Origin of the sequence: Streptomyces sp. NPDC057249 (assembly GCF_042669245.1) — a bacterium.
Taxonomy (GTDB): domain Bacteria; phylum Actinomycetota; class Actinomycetes; order Streptomycetales; family Streptomycetaceae; genus Streptomyces.
In genome coordinates this window covers 1-13,693 of record NZ_JBHUXS010000001.1, presented here as the reverse complement: position 1 = coordinate 13,693, position 13,693 = coordinate 1, and the positions used below count along the sequence as shown (strand labels likewise).

11 protein-coding genes and 1 rRNA gene are annotated in these 13,693 nt (G+C 71.4%); 11 read left to right on the top strand and 1 reads right to left on the bottom strand.

Going from position 1 to position 13,693, the window contains the following annotated elements:
• The first annotated feature begins 114 nt into the window (after window positions 1-114).
• Complete coding sequence (locus ACFUJY_RS00060) at window positions 115-1,995, top strand: hypothetical protein (protein ID WP_383292163.1); 1,881 nt, start codon at window positions 115-117, stop codon at window positions 1,993-1,995.
• Between the two features lie 37 nt (window positions 1,996-2,032).
• On the opposite strand, the gene ACFUJY_RS00055 is transcribed toward ACFUJY_RS00060, so the two are convergent.
• A complete protein-coding gene (locus tag ACFUJY_RS00055; RefSeq protein WP_383293815.1) occupies window positions 2,033-2,806 on the bottom strand; it encodes a hypothetical protein in 774 nt (257 codons plus the stop codon).
• Window positions 2,807-2,949: 143 nt separating this feature from the next.
• Here ACFUJY_RS00055 and ACFUJY_RS00050 point away from each other — a divergent pair, with 143 nt between their 5' ends.
• From ACFUJY_RS00050 to ACFUJY_RS00005, 10 genes are all read left to right on the top strand, one after another.
• Window positions 2,950-3,900 carry a Ppx/GppA family phosphatase gene (locus ACFUJY_RS00050; protein WP_383292161.1) on the top strand — a complete coding sequence of 317 codons (951 nt, stop codon included), beginning with the start codon at window positions 2,950-2,952 and terminating at the stop codon, window positions 3,898-3,900.
• 178 nt (window positions 3,901-4,078) lie between these two features.
• Window positions 4,079-4,891 (top strand): sugar phosphate isomerase/epimerase family protein, encoded by an 813-nt coding sequence (locus tag ACFUJY_RS00045; protein WP_383293813.1) that lies wholly within the window; start codon window positions 4,079-4,081, stop codon window positions 4,889-4,891.
• A complete protein-coding gene (locus ACFUJY_RS00040) occupies window positions 4,888-5,532 on the top strand; it encodes a TetR family transcriptional regulator (protein ID WP_383292158.1) in 645 nt (214 codons plus the stop codon). The genes ACFUJY_RS00045 and ACFUJY_RS00040 overlap by 4 nt, the downstream gene beginning before the upstream one ends.
• A gap of 177 nt (window positions 5,533-5,709) precedes the next feature.
• Window positions 5,710-7,563: a dihydroxy-acid dehydratase gene (ilvD, locus tag ACFUJY_RS00035; RefSeq protein WP_383292156.1), complete on the top strand. Its 1,854-nt coding sequence runs from the start codon at window positions 5,710-5,712 to the stop codon at window positions 7,561-7,563.
• 70 nt (window positions 7,564-7,633) lie between these two features.
• Window positions 7,634-8,170, top strand: coding sequence for a hypothetical protein (locus ACFUJY_RS00030; RefSeq protein WP_383292154.1), 537 nt, complete (start codon window positions 7,634-7,636; stop codon window positions 8,168-8,170).
• Window positions 8,171-8,202: 32 nt separating this feature from the next.
• A complete protein-coding gene (locus tag ACFUJY_RS00025; protein WP_383292152.1) occupies window positions 8,203-8,985 on the top strand; it encodes a class I SAM-dependent methyltransferase in 783 nt (260 codons plus the stop codon).
• A gap of 55 nt (window positions 8,986-9,040) precedes the next feature.
• Window positions 9,041-9,808: an ABC transporter ATP-binding protein gene (locus tag ACFUJY_RS00020; RefSeq protein WP_383292150.1), complete on the top strand. Its 768-nt coding sequence runs from the start codon at window positions 9,041-9,043 to the stop codon at window positions 9,806-9,808.
• Window positions 9,805-10,563: an ABC transporter permease gene (locus tag ACFUJY_RS00015; protein WP_383292147.1), complete on the top strand. Its 759-nt coding sequence runs from the start codon at window positions 9,805-9,807 to the stop codon at window positions 10,561-10,563. The genes ACFUJY_RS00020 and ACFUJY_RS00015 overlap by 4 nt, the downstream gene beginning before the upstream one ends.
• 74 nt (window positions 10,564-10,637) lie before the next feature.
• Entirely contained in the window at window positions 10,638-11,447 is an 810-nt protein-coding gene (gene proC, locus ACFUJY_RS00010; RefSeq protein WP_383292144.1) for a pyrroline-5-carboxylate reductase, read from the top strand.
• A gap of 710 nt (window positions 11,448-12,157) precedes the next feature.
• Window positions 12,158-13,683 (top strand): 16S ribosomal RNA (locus ACFUJY_RS00005).
• The last annotated feature ends 10 nt before the right edge of the window (window positions 13,684-13,693 follow it).

The window sequence follows — 13,693 nt, the reverse complement described above, 5'->3', positions numbered from 1 at the left end:
GTCTGACAACGCGGCCGGGAACGCCTGTCCCTTATCGCGCGATACGTTCACCCGTAAGGGTTAAATCTGCTCAAGGAGTACGAGGGGCGAGCCGGCCGCGCCTACGGTCGCAAGGTGACGAGCAGCAGGCTGGAGACTCCGACGAACACTCCCGGCGCGCACCGGGGGCAGCATCGCGCGCCCCACTCCTCGCCCGCCGCGCCGAAGAAGCCGCCCGCCCGTTACGAGCCGCATCTCGACGGCCTCTTCACCTACTGCCTCTCCGTGCTCTGCGACCACGACGCCGCCACCGAGGCGCTGGGCGGCGTCCTCGCCCTGGCCGAACGGCAGGGCTCCCGCTGCCCGGCCGACGAGGAGGAACGTAAAACCTGGCTGTACGCCCTGGCCCGGTGGACCTGTCTGCGCCGGCTCACCGAGCAGAAGCAGGGCCGCCGCGCCCACCGCCGCTCCGACCCGGCCCGCCCCCCGCACCGCAGGGCCGCCGACGAGGACCGCCACACCCCGGCCCCCCGCCCCGCCCGCCGCGCGGCGCGCACGGCCCCGCCGCCGCCCGCGCACACCGCCGCGCCCGCACCCGCCCCGCCGCAGAGCCCGAGACCGCCCGAGACCCCCGCCTCCCCGGAGACCCCCGCCGTCGCGCCGGAGAGCGCCCCCGCCGCCGAGGCGCACCGCCGGGAGCTGGCCCGGCTGGCCTGGCCCGAGGCCGCGGGCACCACGCCGGAGCAGCGCGAGGCGCTGGAGCTGGCCGTCCGGCACGGGCTGACCCCGCACGCCGTCGCCGCCGTCCTCGGCCTCGCCCCCACGGCCGCCCGCGAACTGCTGGCCGGCGCCGCCTGCGAGGTCGAGCGCACCCGGGCCGCCCTCGCCGTCGTGAAGACGGGCAACTGCCCCACGGCCGGCCGGCTCACCGGCGACCACCGCGCCCTCCTCTCGCCCACGCTCCGCCGCGAGCTCGTCCGGCACGTGGACGACTGCCCGCGCTGCCGCCGCGCCGCCGAGCGCGCCGGGGCCGAGGGGCCGTGGCCCGGCAAGACGGTGACCCCGGCCGCCGTGCTGCCGGTGGTGGAGGCGCCGCGCCCCTCCGCGTACGTGGCCATGCTGCACGCGCAGAAGCACCAGAAGAATCGGTCCGCCACTCCACGCTTCGACCGCACCGGCTTCCCCATGGACCCCAAGGACCACGCGGCGCGCCGCGACCGGCTGCGCTCGCGGGTCATGACGACGACCGTCGTCGCCACCGTCGTCGCCGCCCCGGTCATCGCCCTGTGGTCCGCGTACCGGGGGGCGCCGCTGACCGGCGAGGGCCGCGACGGCTCGGCCGTCAGCGCCGCCGACAACGAGACCGGTGGCGCCGAGGCCCCCTACGCCCCCTACGAGAACGCCGGCAACGCCCGCCCGGACGGCGGCTCCCGTTTCACCGGCAAGGACGCCCTGCCGGAGGTCTCCGCCGAGATCATCAGCAAGGGCGCCGGCCCCTCGCACGACCCCGCCGCGCACGGCGAGGACCGGCTCACCGTCCGGACCCGCACCGCCGGCTCCGCCACCCTGATCACCCTCACCGCGTCGAAGGCCGGCCCGGTCTCCTGGTCCGCCGCCACCGACCGGTCCTGGGTGCGCCTGAGCCGCACCTCCGGCAGGCTCCCGGCCGGCGGCAGTGTCACGATCCGCGCCCTGGTGGACCACGCCCGGCAGCCCGCCGGCCCCTGGACCGCCCACCTCACCGTCGCCCCCACGGGCGCGGTCGTCGCCCTGCACGGCTACGGGGCGAAAACGTCCAGCCCCGGCGCCGTACCGCGCGGACTCCACCCCCGTCCGGCCCCGCCGGCGTCCACCACCCCGGACCCCACTCCGGACCCCGCCACCCCGACGCCGGACCCGACCGACCCCACGCCCACACCGACGGACCCGGCACCGAGCCCGACCCCGGACCCGACCGGCTCCTCCGGACCGCCCGCCCCGCCGAAGGGCCCGAGCACCCCGCCCCGCGCGGACTGACGGTGCCGGGCGGACGACGGGGATGGTCGGACAGGCCCTACGCCGGGTCCGCCGGGTGCGGGGCCATCGGCAGCAGCGAGGCGAGCCGCTGCTCGCAGAGCTCCGTCAGCGTGTCGTACGCCTCCTTGCCCATCAGCTCGATGAGCTCCGGCCGGTACGACACGTACACCGGCTCGCCGCCTCCGTGCGCCGAGGTCGCCGACGTGCACCACCAGTGCAGGTCGTGGCCGCCCGGGCCCCAGCCGCGCCGGTCGTACTCACCGATCGACACCTGGAGCACCCGCGTGTCGTCCGGCCGGTCGATCCACTCGTACGTACGCCGTACCGGCAGCTGCCAGCACACGTCCGGCTTGGTCTCCAGCGGCTCCCGGCCCTCCCGCAGCGCCAGGATGTGCAGCGAGCAGCCCGCCCCGGCGGGGAAGCCCGGCCGGTTCTGGAAGATGCACGAGCCCTGCCAGCGGCGCGTCTGGCGGTCCCCGTCCTCGTCGGTCTGGGTCCAGCCCGTCTCCGTGCCCACGTCGTGGAACTGCCACAGCTCCGGAGTGAGGCGCGCGACATGACCGGCCACCCGCTTCTCGTCGTCCTCGTCCGAGAAATGGGCGCCCAGCGTGCAGCAGCCGTCGTCCGCGCGGCCCGCCTGGATGCCCTGGCAGCCACTGCCGAAGATGCACGTCCACCTGGACGTCAGCCAGGTCAGGTCGCAGCGGAAGACCTGCTCGTCGTCGGCGGGGTCGGGGAACTCCACCCAGGCCCGCGCGAAGTCGAGCTCCGTCTCGTCGGAGGGGTCGGGCTCCGCCACCGGCGTGTGCATCTCCACCTTCTCGACGTGCTTGATGTCCTGCGGGGTCTCCGCCTCGATGGCGCGCTGCTTCTTCGTGGCTTTGCCCGGCTTCGCCTTTTTCGTCTTTGGCACGCGCCCAGAGTATGTGTGCCGCCCGCAGTAGCGTGCCCCGTATGAGACTCGGAGTCCTCGACGTGGGGTCGAACACGGTTCATCTGCTGGTGGTGGACGCCCACCCCGGTGCCCGCCCGCTGCCCGCGCACTCGCACAAGGCCGAGCTGCGCCTCGCCGAACTCCTCGACGAGGATGGCGCGATCGGCCCGCTCGGCGTGGAGCGGCTGGTCGGGACGATCGCGGGCGCGCTCGAAGCCGCCGAGGACAAGGGCTGCGAGGACGTCCTCGCCTTCGCCACCTCGGCGGTGCGCGACGCGAGCAACGCCGACCAGGTCCTGGAGCGGGTGCGCGACGAGACGGGCGTCGGCCTCACGGTCCTCAGCGGTACGGAGGAGGCCCGGCTCACCTTCCTGGCCGCCCGCCGCTGGTACGGCTGGTCGGCGGGCAAGCTGCTGGTCCTCGACATCGGCGGCGGCTCGCTGGAGATCGCGTACGGCATGGACGAGGAACCGGCCGCCGCGGTCTCGCTGCCGCTGGGCGCCGGGCGCATCACCGCGGGCTGGCTGCCGTGCGACCCGCCGGACCCGGCGGAGGTCAAGGCGCTGCGCCGACACGTCCGGGCGCGCATCGCCCGCAGCGTCGGCGACTTCACCCGCATCGGCCGCCCGGACCACGTGGTAGCCACCTCCAAGACGTTCAAGCAGCTGGCCAGGATCGCGGGTGCGGCCCGCTCCGCCGAGGGCCAGTACGTGCCGCGCACCCTCAGCCGCAAGGCGCTGGAGGAGTGGGTGCCGAAGCTGGCCGCGATGACCGCCGAGGAGCGCGGGACCCTGCCGGGCGTGTCCGAGGGCCGGGCCGCCCAGCTGCTGGCCGGGGCGCTGGTCGCGGAGGGCGCGATGGACCTGCTCGACGTGGAGGAGCTGGAGATCTGCCCGTGGGCGCTGCGCGAGGGCGTGATCCTGCGCCGCCTGGACCACCTGCCGTCGAAGGAAGAGGCTGCGCCGGACTGAGCGGGCGGTGACCGGCGCGGCGGCCCGGCGCGGCGGCGTGCGGCCGGTGGCGAGGGGGTGACGCGGGCGGGTGGCGCGGGGCGGTGCGGGCCGGTGGTGCGGCCCTTCTCACTTTCCGCCGCTCTCCCTCGGCGGGGCGCGGCACTGCCCGTACGCTGTCTGCGTGGCAGAACCAGCGGTGCGCGTCCCGGATGCGAAGGTCGCCCTGTCGACGGCCTCGGTCTATCCGGAGTCGACGGCGACGGCCTTCGAGATCGCCGCGCGCCTCGGCTACGACGGCGTCGAGGTCATGGTCTGGACCGACCCGGTCAGCCAGGACATCGAGGCGCTGCGCCGGCTCTCCGACTACCACCAGGTGCCGATACTCGCCGTGCACGCGCCCTGCCTGCTGATCACCCAGCGGGTCTGGTCGACCGATCCGTGGGTCAAGCTCCAGCGGGCCCGCGCCGCCGCCGAGAAGCTGGGTGCGTCAACGGTCGTCGTCCACCCCCCGTTCCGGTGGCAGCGCAACTACGCCCGTGACTTCGTCACCGGGATCTGGCGGATGGCCGACGAGACGGACGTCCGGTTCGCCGTCGAGAACATGTACCCGTGGCGCTACCGGGACCGCGAGATGCTCGCGTACGCCCCCGACTGGGACGTCACCAACGACGACTACCGCCACTTCACGGTGGACCTGTCGCACACCGCCACCGCCCGCACGGACGGCCTGGCCATGGTGGACCGGATGGGCGACCGGCTGGCCCACGTCCACCTGGCCGACGGCAAGGGTTCCAACAAGGACGAGCACCTGGTGCCCGGCCGGGGCGACCAGCCCTGCGCGGAGCTGCTGGAGCGGCTGGCCGGTTCCGGCTTCGACGGGCACGTGGTCATCGAGGTCAACACCCGGCGCGCGATGTCCACCGCCGAACGCGAGGCCGACCTCGCCGAGGCGCTCGCCTTCACCCGGCTCCACCTCGCCGCGTCCACCGAGCGCGCCCCCCGCCCATGACCCCGGACGCGCCCGGCCCCCGGCGCCGGGGCCGCCCCGCCCGCGCCGCGAAGGACACCGGCCCGGACGCGCGCACCCGCATCCTGGAGGCCGCCCGCACGGAGTTCGCCGAGCGCGGGTACGACAAGACCTCAGTGCGGGGCATCGCCCGTGCGGCCGGCGTCGACTCCGCGCTGGTCCACCACTACTTCGGTACGAAGGACGAGGTCTTCGCCGCCGCGATCGAGCTGTCCTTCGAGCCCGCGCTGCTCGTCCCGGCCGTCCTGGAAGGGGACACCGAGGACGTGGGCGAACGTCTGGCCCGCGCCTTCATCGCGATCTGGGAGAACCCGGCGACCCGGGCCCCCCTCCTCGCGGTCCTCCGCTCCGCCCTCACCCACGAGGCCGCGGCGAAGGTCCTCCGCGGCTTCGTACTGCGCCGCCTGCTGGAACGCGTGGCGGCGGGCCTGGACATCCCGGACGCGACGTTCCGGGCGGAGCTGGCGGCGTCGCACATGGTGGGGATCGCGATACTGCGGTACGTGCTGCAGGCCGAGCCGTTGGCGTCCGCGCCGCCGGAGAAGATCGTGGCGATGGTGGCCCCGACGCTCCAGCGGTATCTGGCGGAGCCAGCCCCGCAATCAAGCCCCTGCGGCGATTGAGCAGCGGGGTCCGGGGCGGAGCCCCGGTTCCGGGAAGGGGCGGGTAGGGGAACAGGCCCGCCGCAGGCGCCCCCGCCCCGCCCCCAACCCTTCCGCATAGCGGACACCCGGTCCACATCCTGGCACCGACGGCGTACGCTCAAGAACAGTCTTCAACGCAGAAGGAGCGAAAAGACGATGCCCACGCTGAGGTCCCGCACAGTCACCCACGGCCGCAACATGGCGGGCGCCCGCGCCCTTATGCGCGCCTCCGGGGTACCCGGCGCGGACATCGGCCGGAAGCCGATCATCGCCGTCGCCAACAGCTTCACGGAGTTCGTGCCGGGCCACACGCACCTGGCCCCCGTCGGCCGGATCGTCAGCGAGGCGGTCACCGCCGCCGGAGGCATCCCGCGCGAGTTCAACACGATCGCCGTGGACGACGGCATCGCCATGGGCCACGGCGGCATGCTCTACAGCCTCCCCTCCCGCGACCTCATCGCGGACAGCGTGGAGTACATGGTCGAGGCGCACTGCGCCGACGCCCTGATCTGCATCTCCAACTGCGACAAGATCACCCCGGGCATGCTCAACGCGGCCCTGCGCCTGAACATCCCGACCGTCTTCGTCTCCGGCGGCCCGATGGAGTCCGGCCGCGCCACGCTGGTCGACGGCACGGTGCGCACGCTCGACCTGGTCGACGCGATGTCGGAGGCCGTCAACGACAAGATCTCCGACGAGGACATCCTCCGCATCGAGGAGAACGCCTGTCCCACCTGCGGTTCCTGTTCCGGGATGTTCACCGCCAACTCGATGAACTGCCTGACCGAGGCCATCGGCCTCTCCCTCCCCGGCAACGGATCGGTCCTGGCCACCCACACCGCCCGCAAGGCGCTCTACGAGAACGCCGCCCGCACGGTGCTGGACCTGACCCGTCGCTACTACGAGCAGGACGACGACTCGGTCCTGCCCCGCAACATCGCCACGGCCGCCGCCTTCGGCAACGCCATGGCGCTCGACATCGCGATGGGCGGCTCCACCAACACGATCCTGCACCTCCTGGCCGCCGCCCAGGAGGCGGGCGTCGCCTACGGCCTGACCGAGATGGACGCCCTGTCGCGCCGCGTCCCGTGCCTGGCCAAGGTCGCCCCGAACGTCGCCAAGGACCGCACGTACTACATGGAGGACGTGCACCGCGCCGGCGGCATCCCCGCCCTCCTCGGCGAACTGCACCGCGCGGGCCTCCTCAACGAGGACGTGCACTCCGTGCACAGCCCGTCGCTGGACGACTGGCTGAAGACCTGGGACGTGCGCGGCGGCTCCCCGGCGCCGGAGGCGGTCGAGCTGTGGCACGCCGCTCCCGGCTGCGTGCGCTCGGCGGAGGCGTTCTCCCAGTCCGAGCGCTGGGACAGCCTGGACCAGGACGCCGAGGGCGGCTGCATCCGCTCCGTGGAGCACGCCTACTCCGAGGACGGCGGCCTCGCGGTCCTGCGCGGCAACCTGGCCGTGGACGGCTGCGTCGTGAAGACGGCGGGCGTCGACGAGTCCATCTGGACCTTCGAGGGCCCGGCGGTCGTCTGCGAGTCGCAGGAGGAGGCCGTCCAGAAGATCCTCACCCAGCAGGTCAACGAGGGCGATGTCGTCGTCATCCGCTACGAGGGCCCCAAGGGCGGCCCGGGCATGCAGGAGATGCTGTACCCGACCTCGTACCTGAAGGGCCGCGGCCTCGGCAAGACCTGCGCCCTGATCACGGACGGCCGCTTCTCCGGCGGCACGTCGGGCCTGTCCATCGGCCACGCCTCGCCCGAGGCGGCCTCCGGCGGTGCGATCGCGCTGGTCGAGGACGGCGACCGCATCCGGATCGACATCCCGAACCGCTCGATCGACCTCCTGGTCCCCGAGGCCGAACTGGCCGCCCGGCGCGAGGCCCTGAACGGCGTCTACGCCCCGAAGAACCGCGACCGCAAGGTCTCGGCCGCGCTGCGCGCCTATGCCGCCATGGCGACGAGCGCCGACCGGGGCGCCGTCCGCGACGTCTCGAAGCTGGGCTGATCCCGGCCGTGCCGGGGGGCCGCACACACGGCCCCCCGGCCGCCCCCGCACCTGCGGGATAATCGACTCCGTGAGCGAGAACAGCGAGACCCCCGAAGGCGCGGCCCCCGGCCCGTCCGAGCCCGCGACCCCGCAGGGCCCGCAGCCCGAGCCCCTCCGCTTCTTCGGGACCACGTGGGTCGCCCACGACGGCCACTACGGTCTGCGCCGCGTCGGAGCCGCCGTCGGCTCGCTCCTCGCGACGGCCGCGGCCTGCCTCGTCCTCCGTTTCGCCTACCAGGGACTGGAGATCGCCGACGTCGGCGGCTTCGTCGGCGTGCTGGTGATCGCGATGTTCGCCATCTGCAGCGCGATCGCCTTCCGCAAGACCTGGGAGGGCTTCGGCCGCCGCCCGGCCGACCCGGCCCGCGAGGAGAGCCTGCGCGGCCTGAAGGCCATCGGCTTCGTCGGCTCGCTGCTCGCGTACTTCTTCCGTACGTTCACCGAGGCGCCCGGCGAGAAGCTGAGGCGTACGGAGTACGAGGAGGCCGTCGCCCGGTACGCGAAGCGCCGCGCCTCCCGCACCGGCAACCCGGCCGCCCGGAAGAAGAAGGGCCGCCGAGGCTGACGCCCCCGGCCGGGCGCGGGCACGATGACCGCATGGCCACGACACACTTACCGCATCCGGCCCGGGGTCCCTCGCGCGCCCTGTCCTTCGACCGCGCCGCCGCCCAGTACGCGGCCGCCCGCCCCAGCTACCCGGACACGCTGTTCGACGCCGTCGAGGACATCGCCGGCCGCCTCCTGCGCGGAGCCCGCACCCTGGACGTGGGCGCGGGCACCGGCATCTCGACCCGCCGCCTCCTCGACCGCGGCGCCCGCGTCGTCGCCGTCGAGCCCGGGCCCGGCATGGCCGCCGAGCTGCGCCGGGCCCTCCCGGACGTCCCGCTCGTGCGGGGCGACGGCAACCGGCTCCCGTTCGCGGCCGGCTCGGCCGACCTGATCACGTACGCCCAGTCGTGGCACTGGACCGATCACGCCCGCTCCGCCGCCGAGGTCCGGCGCGTCCTGCGGCCGGGCGGCACGCTGGCCCTCTGGTGGAACGTCACCGACAGCTCCGTCCCGTGGCTCGCCGCCCAGGAGGAGCGGCTCGTCCGGTTCTTCGGCGTCGGTCCGGAGGAACTGGGTCCCCGGCGCTCGGCCGTCCAGGACCGCGACCTGCCCCCGGACCTCGTCTTCACGTACCGCCGCGTCCCGTGGACCCGGCGCGTCTCCCTCGCCACCCACCTCGACAACCTCGGCAGCCACTCCGTGTTCCTGATCGCCGACGACGACGCGGCCCGGACCTTCCTCGCCGAGGAGCGGGCCCGGCTCCGGACGGAGTTCCCCGACGGGACGGTGGAAGAGGCGTACGTCGTGGAACTGCACGCGGCCGTGCGCTGAGCCGGCCGGCCCCGTCCCTTGACGGCGGCGCCCCCGCGGAGCCAATATTCATCACATGATGAATTCTTCGGGCGTCGCCGTCGAGGCCCGTGGCCTCACCGTCCGACGAGGCAGCCGCACGGTCCTCAAGGGCCTCGACTTCACCGTCGGACCCGGCAGGATCACCGGCCTCCTCGGTCCCTCCGGCTGCGGCAAGTCCACCCTCATGCGCGCCGTCGTCGGCACCCAGGCCAAGGTCACCGGCACCCTCCAGGTCCTCGGCAGCCCCGCCGGCCACCCCTCCCTCCGCCCCCGCGTCGGGTACGTCACCCAGGCGCCCTCCGTCTACACCGACCTGACCGTCCGCCAGAACCTGGACTACTTCGCCGCGGTCCTCCGACCGGGCCGCGCCCACCGCGACGCCCGCCACGAAACGGTCACCCGGGCGCTCACCGAGGTCGACCTGACCAGCCACGAGGACGCCCTGGCCGGCAACCTCTCCGGCGGCCAGCGCACCCGCGTCTCGCTCGCCGTCGCCCTCCTCGGCACCCCCGACCTGCTCGTCCTGGACGAACCGACCGTCGGCCTCGACCCGGTTCTGCGCCGCGACCTGTGGCAGCTCTTCCACACCCTCGCCGCCGAACGCGGCACCGCGCTCCTCATCTCCTCCCACGTCATGGACGAGGCCGAGCGCTGCCACCGCCTCCTCCTCATGCGCGAGGGCGAGATCCTCGCCGACGACACCCCGGACGCCCTGCGGACGGCCGCCGGCACCGACACCGTCGAGGCGGCCTTCCTCCACCTGGTCGACGCGGCCGCCCAGCGCAAGGAGAACCCCCGATGAGCAGCACGACCGCCCCCCTGAGCCCGGCCCGCACCCTCGCCACCGCCGCCCGCGTCCTGCGCCAGCTCGCCCACGACCCCCGTACGGTCGCGCTGCTCCTGCTGGTCCCGGTCCTCCTGATCACGCTGCTGCGGTACGTCTTCGACGGCAGCCCGCGGACCTTCGACTCGATCGGCGCCTCGCTGCTGGGAATCTTCCCGCTGATCACGATGTTCCTGGTGACCTCGATCGCCACCCTGCGCGAACGCACCTCCGGCACCCTGGAGCGCCTGCTCTCGATGCCGCTCGGCAAGGGCGACCTCATCGCGGGTTACGCGCTCGCCTTCGGTGCCGTCGCCGTCCTCCAGTCGCTCCTGGCCACCGGCCTGTCGGTGTGGGCCCTCGGCCTGGACGTCCTGGGGTCGCCGTGGCTGCTGCTCCTGGTCGCCGTGCTCGACGCGCTGCTCGGCACGGCACTCGGGCTGTTCGTCTCGGCGTTCGCGGCCTCCGAGTTCCAGGCGGTGCAGTTCATGCCCGCGGTGATCTTCCCGCAGCTGCTCCTCTGCGGTCTCTTCGTCCCCCGTGACCGCATGGCGCCGTTCCTCGAAGCCGTCTCGGACGTGCTGCCGATGTCGTACGCCGTGGACGGGATGAACGAGGTCCTCCACCACTCCGAGGTCACCGGGGACTTCGTGCGGGACGTCCTCGTCGTGGCGGGCTGCGCGCTGCTGGTCCTGGCCCTCGGTGCGGCCACCCTCCGCCGCCGCACCGCCTGACGGGGCGGTGCGAAGATGGCGCCGACGAGCACTGAGCACCGCGCACATCGAGCACCGCCCGGAGGGTGAACGGCATGACCCAGACAGTTGCAGTCCTCGGCACCGGCAAGATCGGCGAGGCCCTGCTCAGCGGCATGATCCGGGCCGGCTGGCGCCCGTCGAACCTGCTGGTCACCACCCGCCGCTCGGACCGGGCCGCCGAACTGCGCGACCGGTACGGCGTGGACGCGGTCACCAACGCGGAGGCCGCGAAGCGGGCGGACATCCTGATCCTCGCGGTCAAGCCGCAGGACATGGGCCGCCTCCTGGACGAGCTGGCCCCGCACCTCGCCGCGGACCGTCTGGTCATCAGCGCGGCGGCCGGCATCACGACCGCGTACATCGAGGACCGCCTCAGCGCCGGCACCCCGGTCGTCCGCGTCATGCCGAACACGCCCGTCCTGGTGGACGAGGGCATGTCCGTCATCTCGGGGGGCAGCCACGCGACGGGGGAGCACCTCGCCTCGACGGACGCCATCTTCAAGGGGGTCGGCAAGACCCTGCGCGTCCCGGAGTCCCAGCAGGACGCGGCCACCGCCCTCTCCGGCTCGGGCCCGGCGTACTTCTACTTCCTGGTGGAGGCGATGACGGACGCCGGCATCCTGCTCGGCCTGCCGCGCGCCCAGGCCCACGACCTCATCGTCCAGGCCGCGATCGGCGCCGCCGTGATGCTCCGGGACAGCGGCGAGCACCCGGTCAAGCTCCGCGAGGCCGTCACCAGCCCGGCCGGCACCACCATCAGCGCCATCCGCGAACTGGAGAACCACGGCGTACGCGCGGCTCTCATCGCGGCACTCGAAGCGGCCCGCGACCGCAGCCGCGAGCTGGCCTCCGGCAACGGCTGACCAGCGCCCCGTCACCCCCGGCCGGGCCGGGGGTTGACACGGCCTCTCCCGATCCGTAGTGTGCTCCGAGTTGTCCGACGTGAGCGCCGACTCCGGTTGGTCCCCGGACAGCCATTCCGCAGTAACCACAACGAGCACGCGACGGTTGTCGCATGTCTCGCCGTGCGCTTATGCGAAATGAGGAATCCGCGTTCGAAGGAGCGCGACCCCGATTAGCGTCGGGGCCCAGGATTCCGCTAATGTCTCACTCGTCGGAAGGGCCCAACAGCCCGGAGGACAAGCCCCGCTGACTGGGAATCAGGCCCGAAAGGATCTGATAGAGTCGGACTCGCCGGAAAGGGAAACGCGAAAGCGAAGAACTGGAAAGCGAAAACTGCTTGACCCGCTTCGACCGGGAATCGGACACGAAAGAGTCTGATAGAGTCGGAAACGCAAGACCGAAGGGAAGCGCCCGGAGGAAAGCCCCAGAAAATGTTCTGCGGGTGAGTACAAAGGAAGCGTCCGTTCCTTGAGAACTCAACAGCGTGCCAAAAGTCAACGCCAGATATGTTGATACCCCGGCCTGCTTCGGCAGGTTGGAGGTTCCTTTGAAAGTCCTGCCAGGTCACTGACTTGGTAGGCAAAACACAGCGAGGACGCAGTGGACGACGGGTCATATTCCGACTTGATCGTTCCGCTCTCGTGATGTGTCTCCCGATTACGGGAAAACATTCACGGAGAGTTTGATCCTGGCTCAGGACGAACGCTGGCGGCGTGCTTAACACATGCAAGTCGAACGATGAAGCCCTTCGGGGTGGATTAGTGGCGAACGGGTGAGTAACACGTGGGCAATCTGCCCTTCACTCTGGGACAAGCCCTGGAAACGGGGTCTAATACCGGATAACACTCTCTGCCTCCTGGGAGAGGGTTGAAAGCTCCGGCGGTGAAGGATGAGCCCGCGGCCTATCAGCTAGTTGGTGGGGTAATGGCCTACCAAGGCGACGACGGGTAGCCGGCCTGAGAGGGCGACCGGCCACACTGGGACTGAGACACGGCCCAGACTCCTACGGGAGGCAGCAGTGGGGAATATTGCACAATGGGCGAAAGCCTGATGCAGCGACGCCGCGTGAGGGATGACGGCCTTCGGGTTGTAAACCTCTTTCAGCAGGGAAGAAGCGAAAGTGACGGTACCTGCAGAAGAAGCGCCGGCTAACTACGTGCCAGCAGCCGCGGTAATACGTAGGGCGCAAGCGTTGTCCGGAATTATTGGGCGTAAAGAGCTCGTAGGCGGCTTGTCACGTCGGTTGTGAAAGCCCGGGGCTTAACCCCGGGTCTGCAGTCGATACGGGCAGGCTAGAGTGTGGTAGGGGAGATCGGAATTCCTGGTGTAGCGGTGAAATGCGCAGATATCAGGAGGAACACCGGTGGCGAAGGCGGATCTCTGGGCCATTACTGACGCTGAGGAGCGAAAGCGTGGGGAGCGAACAGGATTAGATACCCTGGTAGTCCACGCCGTAAACGTTGGGAACTAGGTGTTGGCGACATTCCACGTCGTCGGTGCCGCAGCTAACGCATTAAGTTCCCCGCCTGGGGAGTACGGCCGCAAGGCTAAAACTCAAAGGAATTGACGGGGGCCCGCACAAGCAGCGGAGCATGTGGCTTAATTCGACGCAACGCGAAGAACCTTACCAAGGCTTGACATACACCGGAAAGCATCAGAGATGGTGCCCCCCTTGTGGTCGGTGTACAGGTGGTGCATGGCTGTCGTCAGCTCGTGTCGTGAGATGTTGGGTTAAGTCCCGCAACGAGCGCAACCCTTGTTCTGTGTTGCCAGCATGCCCTTCGGGGTGATGGGGACTCACAGGAGACTGCCGGGGTCAACTCGGAGGAAGGTGGGGACGACGTCAAGTCATCATGCCCCTTATGTCTTGGGCTGCACACGTGCTACAATGGCCGGTACAATGAGCTGCGATGCCGCGAGGCGGAGCGAATCTCAAAAAGCCGGTCTCAGTTCGGATTGGGGTCTGCAACTCGACCCCATGAAGTCGGAGTTGCTAGTAATCGCAGATCAGCATTGCTGCGGTGAATACGTTCCCGGGCCTTGTACACACCGCCCGTCACGTCACGAAAGTCGGTAACACCCGAAGCCGGTGGCCCAACCCCTTGTGGGAGGGAGCTGTCGAAGGTGGGACTGGCGATTGGGACGAAGTCGTAACAAGGTAGCCGTACCGGAAGGTGCGGCTGGATCACCTCCTTTCTAAGGAGCA